Origin of the sequence: Sedimentibacter acidaminivorans, from assembly GCF_017873955.1 — a bacterium.
Lineage (GTDB): Bacteria > Bacillota > Clostridia > Tissierellales > Sedimentibacteraceae > Sedimentibacter > Sedimentibacter acidaminivorans.
Genome location: NZ_JAGGKS010000004.1, coordinates 298307 through 307943, shown reverse-complemented (window position 1 = coordinate 307943; position 9637 = coordinate 298307). Strand labels below are relative to the sequence as shown.

General features: G+C 29.0%; 13 protein-coding genes. 10 read left to right on the top strand and 3 right to left on the bottom strand.

Annotation, left to right across the window (positions count from 1 at the left end):
• Positions 1–87 (top strand): IS3 family transposase (locus J2Z76_RS08860; protein WP_209511691.1); only part of this gene is annotated, 87 nt, incomplete at its 5' end.
• A gap of 156 nt (positions 88–243) precedes the next feature.
• Here the strand turns inward: J2Z76_RS08860 and feoB are convergent.
• Both feoB and J2Z76_RS08850 read right to left on the bottom strand, forming a co-directional pair.
• Positions 244–2349: a ferrous iron transport protein B gene (gene feoB / locus J2Z76_RS08855; RefSeq protein ID WP_209511673.1), complete on the bottom strand. Its 2106-nt coding sequence runs from the start codon at positions 2347–2349 to the stop codon at positions 244–246.
• Positions 2350–2365: 16 nt separating this feature from the next.
• Positions 2366–2587: a FeoA family protein gene (locus J2Z76_RS08850; RefSeq protein ID WP_209511672.1), complete on the bottom strand. Its 222-nt coding sequence runs from the start codon at positions 2585–2587 to the stop codon at positions 2366–2368.
• A gap of 282 nt (positions 2588–2869) precedes the next feature.
• Here J2Z76_RS08850 and J2Z76_RS08845 point away from each other — a divergent pair, with 282 nt between their 5' ends.
• Entirely contained in the window at positions 2870–3343 is a 474-nt protein-coding gene (locus J2Z76_RS08845; protein ID WP_209511671.1) for a metal-dependent transcriptional regulator, read from the top strand.
• Between the two features lie 119 nt (positions 3344–3462).
• Here the strand turns inward: J2Z76_RS08845 and J2Z76_RS08840 are convergent, their stop codons facing one another.
• Positions 3463–3567 carry a DUF3787 domain-containing protein gene (locus J2Z76_RS08840; RefSeq protein WP_209511670.1) on the bottom strand — a complete coding sequence of 35 codons (105 nt, stop codon included), beginning with the start codon at positions 3565–3567 and terminating at the stop codon, positions 3463–3465.
• Positions 3568–3768: 201 nt separating this feature from the next.
• Here J2Z76_RS08840 and J2Z76_RS08835 point away from each other — a divergent pair, with 201 nt between their 5' ends.
• The 8 genes from J2Z76_RS08835 (at position 3769) to J2Z76_RS08800 (ending at position 9621) form a co-directional block, all read left to right on the top strand.
• The gene (locus tag J2Z76_RS08835) at positions 3769–4524 is read left to right on the top strand and encodes an ABC transporter ATP-binding protein (protein ID WP_209511669.1); all 756 of its coding nucleotides are present in this window, start codon (positions 3769–3771) and stop codon (positions 4522–4524) included.
• Positions 4525–4555: 31 nt separating this feature from the next.
• Complete coding sequence (locus J2Z76_RS08830; RefSeq protein ID WP_209511690.1) at positions 4556–5359, top strand: ABC transporter permease; 804 nt, start codon at positions 4556–4558, stop codon at positions 5357–5359.
• Positions 5360–5480: 121 nt separating this feature from the next.
• Positions 5481–6014, top strand: a complete 534-nt coding sequence (locus tag J2Z76_RS08825; RefSeq protein WP_209511668.1) for a GNAT family N-acetyltransferase — start codon at positions 5481–5483, stop codon at positions 6012–6014.
• A 174-nt stretch (positions 6015–6188) separates the two neighbouring features.
• Positions 6189–6749, top strand: a complete 561-nt coding sequence (locus J2Z76_RS08820) for a hypothetical protein (RefSeq protein ID WP_209511667.1) — start codon at positions 6189–6191, stop codon at positions 6747–6749.
• A 1-nt stretch (position 6750) separates the two neighbouring features.
• Positions 6751–7515 (top strand): TatD family hydrolase, encoded by a 765-nt coding sequence (locus tag J2Z76_RS08815; RefSeq protein WP_209511689.1) that lies wholly within the window; start codon positions 6751–6753, stop codon positions 7513–7515.
• A 25-nt stretch (positions 7516–7540) separates the two neighbouring features.
• Complete coding sequence (locus J2Z76_RS08810) at positions 7541–8131, top strand: DNA-3-methyladenine glycosylase (RefSeq protein WP_209511666.1); 591 nt, start codon at positions 7541–7543, stop codon at positions 8129–8131.
• Between the two features lie 113 nt (positions 8132–8244).
• On the top strand, positions 8245–8688 hold the full coding sequence (locus J2Z76_RS08805) for a MarR family winged helix-turn-helix transcriptional regulator (RefSeq protein ID WP_209511665.1): 444 nt from the start codon (positions 8245–8247) through the stop codon (positions 8686–8688).
• A 90-nt stretch (positions 8689–8778) separates the two neighbouring features.
• The gene (locus J2Z76_RS08800) at positions 8779–9621 is read left to right on the top strand and encodes a DegV family protein (RefSeq protein WP_209511664.1); all 843 of its coding nucleotides are present in this window, start codon (positions 8779–8781) and stop codon (positions 9619–9621) included.
• Positions 9622–9637 lie beyond the last annotated feature (16 nt).

Sequence of the window (9637 nt, the reverse complement as noted above, 5' to 3'; positions counted from 1 at the left end):
ATTTATTGCAATAACTTTAGATATCAATGGGGACTAAAAAAGATGACTCCTGTTCAATACAGAAATCATCTTCTTGATGTTGCATAGTCTTTTTTAAATTGTCCTTGACAAAGGGTACATTTTATATTGATATGGTTTTTTTATTATTTATGTTGAAGAAAAACATAACTTAGTGAAGGTTGATTTCAAAAATTTTTGAACTCAAAGAATAAGTGTTTTATACAATAATTAAAAGATGTAATATCAAAATACCAAGTTATAAAAATTTGCTGTTATGAAACAAACAATGAATGCAATTGATGTTGGTAACAAAAATGCAACAACAGTCCATTTAATGCTGCCCGTTTCTTTTTTTATAGTCCAAAGAGTTGTGGAGCAGGGCCAATGTAATAAACTAAATAGCATCACATTAAGTGCTGTTAGATAGGTCCAACCATTACTTATAAGGATTTCTCTTAAGTATTCTATACTCGGAAAATCAGTAAGTGTTCCTGTTGAAAGATATCCCATTAATAAAACAGGTAGAACAATTTCATTTGCAGGAAGACCTACTATGAAAGCCATGAGAATAAATCCATCAAGACCTATGACACGAGCAAGTGGGTCTAGAAAATTAGATACATGAATTAGGATGCTTGCATCTCCTATATAAATATTAGCTAATAGCCATGTTACTGCTCCAGCAGGGGCAGCAATGACTACAGCACGAGAAAGAACGAATATGGTTCTATCGATAATAGATGAATACAATATTCTTCCAACTTGAGGTGCTCTATATGGTGGTAGTTCTAAAGTAAATGTAGAAGGTACTCCCTTCAGCATAGTCTTTGATAATAAGTATGATACTAACAATGTTATGCAAACACCTATTATAACCATGAGAGTTATAAAGAATGCAGGTATTATACTTTTCCCTGTTTGAGTATTAGAAGCTGAAAAAAAAGCAGTTGATATAGCTAAAAGTGTTGGAAATCTACCATTACATGGAACAAAATTGTTTGTTAAAATGGCAATTACCCTTTCTCTAGGAGATTCAATAATTCTACATCCAATTACACCAGCTGCATTACAGCCAAACCCCATGCACATTGTGAGCGATTGTTTCCCATGAGCACATGCCTTTTTAAACATATGGTCTAAATTAAATGCTACTCTAGGCAAATAACCTAAGTCTTCAAGAAGTGTAAACATAGGGAAAAATATTGCCATTGGAGGAAGCATTACAGAAACAACCCAAGCTAAGGTTCTATATAATCCAAGCACTAAAACGCCATGTATAAATTCAGAAACACCTAATGCAGTAAACCACATAGTTAATTTTTCTTGAAATGCAAATAATATTTCAGCTAATATTTGTGATGGTATGTTAGCACCTTGAATTGTAATCCAAAATACTAAACCTAATAGACCTAGCATGATTGGTAAACCAAATAACTTTGATGTTATTACATCATCTATTTTTTTATCTCTATTCATTTTTTTAAAATCTTCTGTTACATATTTTTCTTTTATTATTTTTGCGTAATTATAATTTTTTTCAGATATTTTTTCCCTTGTTTCGTGTTTGTTTATATTTAGGTTGAGCGAATTATTTATTTCAAGAGCTTGTGATTTAGTTAGCAGGTTATCTGAATTGTGATAAAATATGTCAGTATCACTATCTATAAGTCTCAGTGCAGTCCATCTAACTTTAGAAACGCCTAATTTTTCTAAATAAGGTGTTAATTCATTAACATAATTTTCTATTTCTTTATCATATTTTATTATGTTTGGTTTATATGATTGTTTATTTGTAACTAATTCTTCTATTTTCTCTTGCAAGTCTTTCATTCCTGTGCCATTTCTTGCAGCAGTTAGGACTATAGGTATACCTAGTTCTTTTTCTAGTCCTTCTTTGTCAATAGTAATATTCTTTTTTTTAGCTTCATCAATTAAATTTACACAAAGTATAACATTGTTTGTAAGTTCTGAAATTTGAAAGGCAAGGTTTAAATTTCTTTCTAAGCAAGTTGCATCTGCAACAACAACAACGGCATCATGGTTGCCATAACATATAAAATCCCTTGCAACCTCTTCATCCTTTGAAGAGGTAAATAGTGAATATGTCCCAGGTAAATCAACCATTATATAGTTCTGATTGTTGTATTTGTATTCGCCTCTAGCGTTAACAACCGTTTTACCAGGCCAATTGCCTGTATGCTGTCTAAGACCTGTTAAATAATTAAATACAGTGCTTTTTCCAGTGTTTGGGTTACCAGCTAGTGCAATTATATATTTGTTATCTCCTTTACTAACATTAAATATATCTTCCATTGATTCCTTTTTAGTAGATTGTGCTGTCAGTCCCAATATAAATCCCTCCTAACTAAATAATCTCAATGTATTTTGATTCTTCTTTTCTTAGAGCAATCATGGCACCTCTTATTCTAAAAACGGTTAAATTGTTTTTGGGTCCATTTCTTAATACTTCTATATTAGCACCATTTGTTAATCCAAGTGCGAGAAATCTTTCTTTTAAAGAATCTTGAGCATCATTTTGTATTACTTTTACATAATCTCCTACTTTTGCATCGGATAGTTTTTTCATATATATTTCACTCCTATTAAAATCAAATTTAGTTTGTAGCATTAATATATAGCTAAACAAATATTTTAGCCTTAGCTAACAATCATAACTTATATTATGAAGAAATTCAAAATTTGACACATTGCGCACGAAATTATATGAAAAAAAAATAAGATATTTATAGTGATAGTGGGGATGTAGTGTTAATGTAATTTAGATTTAGCTGAAACTATGTCTAAAAATCATATTATTTTTTTTATAGCATAATATATAGTTAAGTGTAAATAATTTAAGGGTGATATTATGAATGATAGTAATTTTTATACTTTTAGAGGGTATAGTTTGAATAATGAAAAATCATTATCTCCTTCAATGGAAGATTACATAGAAATGATTTATAGATTATCGTGCGAAAAAAATAATGTTAGAGTAAATGAGTTATCAGGCGCCTTAAATGTGCAACCTCCGTCATCAACAAAAATGATAAAAAAGCTTTCTAAATTGGGATATGTAAATTATGAGAGATATGGATATGTTAATTTAACGGAAAAGGGAATAGAAATAGGAAAATATTTATTGTATAGACATGAAGTTATATCAAATTTTATGAAATTGATTGGCGTAAATCATAACTTGCTAGAACAAACAGAAAAAATAGAACATGCAATAAATGAGGAAACAATTGAAAAAATGAATAATTTTATTTTCTTTATTAATGATAATCCTGAAATTTATAATATATATATGAAGAAATATTTACAAAACAGCAATAGTTAATAAATATTATTAAGTAAAGTCCCCCTCTATTGTTTAATATTATGATTTTTACTAGACTATGTCTAGTTTTTTATTGCGCTAATCTAAATACTTTAGATTTGGAAATCCAATAAAGAATTCTACTTTTCATTAGCATCTACATCTTCTTTTCTTTCTTTTACTTCAAGTTCATTAGGAATATAAACATTGCCTGGAGTATTTTTTTTTGTCTTACCAAATTTCATTTTATTTAATAAGTTTTTCCACATAAAATCACCTACCTTTTTTATTCTAAAATTAGTTTTCCGCAAATTCATAATATTATTTAATTATTAAGTTAAATTTTAAGTTTTAATAATTGAAATAATCATTAACTTTATAATGAATTTTGAATAATATATTGTATGTTGTTGAAGCGTTTTTTTATTTTTAACGGAGGTAAAATGATGGAATATGTATGCGAGTTAAAAAATATTTCTAAAAGATTTCATACGATAAACAATGAAACAAAGGCTATTGAGGATATATCATTCAAGGTTGAAAAAGGTGAAATTGTATCAATTGTAGGTCCATCAGGCTGTGGGAAATCAACTGTTTTATCAATATTAGCGGGACTTGAAAAACCATCTGGGGGTGAAGTTGTTGTAAATACAAGTAATATAGGGTTTATGTTTCAAAAAGACCAACTATATGAATGGAGAAGTATTTTAAAAAATTGTATTCTTGGATTGGAGATACAGCACAAGGATACAGAAGAAAATGTTAATAAAGTTTTAAAAATGCTTAAAAAATATGGTTTGTACAACTTTAGAAACTATTATCCTAGGCAACTTTCTGGTGGAATGAGACAAAAAGCTGCATTGGCTAGAACTCTAGCAATTGAACCTGAGTTATTACTACTTGATGAACCTTTTTCAGCACTCGATTATCAAACTAGATTATCTGTAGGAAATGAAGTTGGAGAAATATTAAGAAAGGAAAAAATATCTACAATTTTAGTTACCCATGATATCCCTGAAGCGGTTAGTATTTCTGACAGGGTTATTTTATTAACTGAAAGGCCAGCAAAAATTAAGAAAGAATACATTATGGAATTTAGCATGTGCGAAGGAGAAAGGACTCCTATGAAGTGTAGAAATACTACAGAATTTGGAGGATATTTCAGGGAGATATGGAGGGATTTAGATGTATCAGGAAAGTAGCAAGCTTCCTAAAGTAGAAAACAAAGACACTATGAAATCGGATGAACATGTATCAAAAGAACAGTTAGAATATTTACAATCAATAAAAAGAGAAAAGAGATTTATAAGGGTATCGCAAATATTATTTTTAATAATATTTTTTTCTTTGTGGCAGTATGCAGCATCTAAAGGAATGATTGACACTTTTTTAACTAGTAGTCCTAAAGCAATTTGGGATCTTATGTTTAAGTTTATTGTAGATGGAAGTTTGTTCAATCATTTATATGTTTCAACTATGGAAACAATAGCAGGCTTTTTTTTAGGGACATCAATTGGAATATTAGTAGCAGTATTTCTTTGGTGGTCTGAAAAAGTTGCTAAGATATTTGAACCATATTTAGTTATATTAAATAGTTTACCAAAAACTGCACTGGCACCAATAATGATATTATGGGCAGGAACAGGGTTTTCTGGTATAGTTGTAACGGCTGCATCAATATCTGTAGTTGTGACCACAATGACTGTTTATACAGGATTTATGAGCGTAGAAAATGATAAAATTGTTTTGCTGAGAACTTTTGGAGCTAATAAGAATCAAGTACTAAGAAAGGTAATTATACCAGCTAATCTACCATTAATAGTGAGCGTCATTAAAGTAAATATTGGTTTATCATGGATTGGGGTTATTGTTGGTGAATTTCTAGTATCAAAAGCAGGTATTGGATATCTTATTGTTTATGGAAGCCAAGTATTTAAGCTAGATTTAGTTATGATGGGTGTATTTGTTCTAGCAGTAATTGCTGGACTAATGTATTTCTTTGCAGCATGGATTGAAAAGAAGTTAATTAAATATTAAATTGAAAAGAGGGGTTTTTACCTCTCTTTGATTTTAACGTGTATAGATATTACATATTGAAGTATTAATAGGTGTACTGTATAATAATAAATATATTAAATCTAAAATGCAGGAGATTAAAATGGATGCATTCAAATTAAAAGATGGTAGCCAAGTAATAATAAGACAAGCTGAAAAAGATGATGCAAGAGAATTGATTAGTTTTTATAATGTAGTAGGAGGAGAAACTAATTTTCTTTCTTTTGGTAAAGATGAATTTATGGCGGATCTAGATGCTGAAGAAAAATATATTGAGAGAATAAAAAATGAAGATAATTCAAAATTTATTGTAGCTACTATTAATGAAAAAATTATTGGAGCTGCATCTATTACTTCAATTCAAAAACGTAAAATGAAGCATGTGGGAACATTAGGTATTGTTATAAAGGAAGAATATTGTGGCTTGGGAATTGGTGGTATACTAATAGATAATCTTGTTAATTGGTCAAAACAAAATTGTATAACTAAAAAAATATCGCTGTTGACACGATGTGATAATTATAATGCAATTGAATTATATAAAAAGAAAGGTTTTAAAATTGAAGGTACATTAATAAGAGATAATTATGAAGATGGCAAATATTATGATACATATACAATGGGTTTGTTATTTTAATTAAATATAATGTGTTAGACTACAAATAATTGTAAAGAGTGGTTGAGCTTTATTATTATGGCTATAATATAAATGTACGTTTTTCAATACCTGAACGCTTGAATTTTAAATATGCATATGATATACTTTACCATGCAATAAATTCATACAAATGAAATAGAAGGGAATGACTATATGAACGATATTACAATAACTTCTTTGCTTTATCCTGTTATGATAATAGTTTGTTTGATTATTATATATTCAAATGAAAAGAAACGAAGACAGTATAGAAAAGAGAATGTGGAAATTTTATATTTCCTTAATGAAGATGATAAAACAATGAGATTAACAAGTAGATTGTTGCTTGCTTTTATGATGTTATCATCAGTAGCAGTATTGTTAGACAGTATTAAAAGAACAGGTCTATATTCAATAGAAACCATAACAATGATAGTTTTACCAATTATGTTCGTTGTTTTGTATGTTCCATTATCTAGGAAAACTAAAATTACTACTTTAGGTATATTTAAAAGGTTAAATCTTGTTAGATGGGGAGATATTAAAGGTATTGATTATATAAAACCAGATATAAAAGGCAGACAAAAGGCTAAAATATTATATAAAACTTCATATAGAGATATGACTATAGAAATTGTATTTAAAAAAGATGATGAACAACTAAATGAGTTTAAAAAAACAGTTAAAGAATATAGAAATAAGAAAAAGGATAAAAAAAGTGGAAGAGAAAAATAATATGTTAATTGATAGTCATGCTCATTTTGACGATGACAGGTTTGATGAAGATAGGGATGAATTAATACAATCTCTTAATGATAATGGTATAGAACTAATTTTAAATCCTGGAGCAGATTTGTTAACGTCTAAAAACGCAGTAGCTTTATCAGAAAAGTATAGTTGTATATATGCAGCAGTTGGGTGTCATCCTCATGATTCCAAGGATATGACAAATGATACTATAGATATTTTTAGTGAACTATCAAAGAAAAAAAAGGTTCTTGCAATTGGAGAAATTGGACTCGATTATTACTATGATAATACAGATAGGATTACTCAGAGAAAATGGTTTAGAGAACAGATAAAGCTTGCCAAAGAACTAGATATGCCGTATATAGTTCATGATAGGGATGCACATGAGGATGTGCTGAAAATTATGAAAGAGGAACATTATAGTGGCGCTAGGGGCATACTTCATTGCTTTTCAAGTAGTGTTGAAATGGCTAGAGAATTCATTAGATTAGGTTTTATGATTTCAATTGGAGGGCCTGTGACATTTAAAAAGGCTAAAACTCCTAAAATGGTTGCATTTGAAATACCATTAGAGCATCTTCTTATAGAAACAGATTCTCCATATTTAACTCCGGAACCTTTTAGGGGAAAAAGAAATGAACCATCATATGTTAAATATGTTGCTGATGAAATTGCTAGAATAAAAAACATTCCAGTTAATGTTGTCGCTAATAAAACTAATAAAAATTTTAAAGAATTGTTTAATCTTTAAAGTTATATCATATGGAACTGAGCATATGAAAAAATTGACAAGAGAATTCTATAATAGAGATACTTTAAAGGTAGCTAGTGAACTTATTGGTAAAATTTTAGTACGAGAGTATGGCGGTGATATTCTTTCAGCAAGAATAGTTGAAACGGAAGCATATATAGGTGCCATTGATAAAGCAAGTCATTGCTATAAAGGCGAAACAGATAGAACTAAGGTTATGTTTGGACCACCGGGATATGCATATGTATATTTGATTTATGGAATGTATTATTGCTTTAATGTAGTAACTGAAGGAGAAGGCTGTGGAAGTGGTGTTTTAATTAGAGGAATCGAACCTATTGAAAATATTGAAATTATGTCATTTAATAGGTATGGTAAGCGTTTAAAAGATATTACAAAACAACAATTAAAAAACATATCTAATGGGCCAGGAAAGCTATGTAAAGCACTTAATATTTCAAAGAACGAAAATAAATTAGACTTAACAAAAGATGAATTATATATTATAGATGATGGATTTAAGGATTTTAATTTAGAGAGAAGTAAACGAATAAATATTGATTATGCAGAAGAAGCAAAAGATTTTTTGTGGAGATTCACAATGAATAGATTATAAGAAGGGGGAGGCAAGAGGAAGCCTCCTTTTTTAATGTACCTATAATAAAAACGCTTGACAAAAAAGTGTTTTGCAAATATAATTTGACTATCAAAGTATTTGAGGTGAATATTATGGGCAATCATGAATCGATTAATGAAATACTTGTAACGCTCTTTGCTGATATCTTATATATTGAAGAAAAATGTTTATGTACAGGCGATTTTTCTGACTTGTCAATAACTGAAATGCATATTATAGATAATATAGGTATAGATAAAGAACGAAACATGTCAAATACAGCTAAAGACTTAAAAATTACGTCTGGTACACTTACTACAGCTGTTGACAATCTAATAAAAAAGGGATATGTAGAAAGACGTCGTTCAGAAACTGATAGGCGTGTAGTGAAAATAAAGCTTTCACAAAAGGGTGCTAAAGCATATAAAGCTCATAAGGATTTTCATATAGACTTAGTTGCTGGAGCAGTTTGGGGTTTGAATGTAGATGAAGAAGAAGTTTTAATTAAAATCTTATCTAATATAGATTCATTTTTTAAATATAAATATAAGTCTTAAATTTATCCCGAATATTTCGGGATAAAAAATTATATAAATACTTTTATAATCAAACAATTTGATATAAAAAATAAATTTCAAGGAGTAATTATGAGTATAAAAATAGTAATAGATAGTACATCAGATGTAACACAAGAAATTATAGATAAATATAAACTTAAGATGGTTCCATTAACAGTAAATTTTGAAGATGGTTCTTATTTAGATAAGGTTGAATTAAGCACTGAAACTTTTTTCGATAAATTAAGCAAAGCAGATAAACTTCCTACTACATCTCAAGTTTCACCGGGCGTTTTTATTGAAACTTTTAGTGAAATTTTACTAAGGGGTGATGAAGTATTGGGTATATTTTTAGCTTCGGAATTCAGTGGTACATATGAATCAGCTCGTATTGCTAGAGATATGATTGGAAGTGACAGGATTCATCTGATAGATTCAAGAAGTGTTTGTCTTGGAACATTTTCATTGATAATGGAGGCTATAGACTTAGTGAATCAAAATAAAGATATTTATGAAATTGTAGAAATATTAGATTCTTTAAAAAATAAAATTGTAGTTGCAGCAGGATTAGATACTCTAAAATATCTTGAAAAAGGAGGAAGACTATCTAAGGGTCAAGCTATGGTTGGTTCACTTCTTAATATCAAGCCTATTATTACTATAAAAGATGGTCAAATAACTGTTATAGATAAAATTAGAGGTAAAAATAAAACTGTAAAATGGTTTGATAGTTGGATAGAAGAAAACAAATTTGATTTGGCAAGTAAAACTGTTATATTATTTCATGCACAAAATACTGAACAACTAAAAGTGCTTCGAAATACTATTGAAGATAAATATCAAATTAAAAGTATTATTGAAGCAGAGGTCGGGCCTGTAATTGGTACTCATGCTGGTCCTGGAGTCCTTGCCATAGCATTCTTAAATAAATAGATGATAAAAAACAACT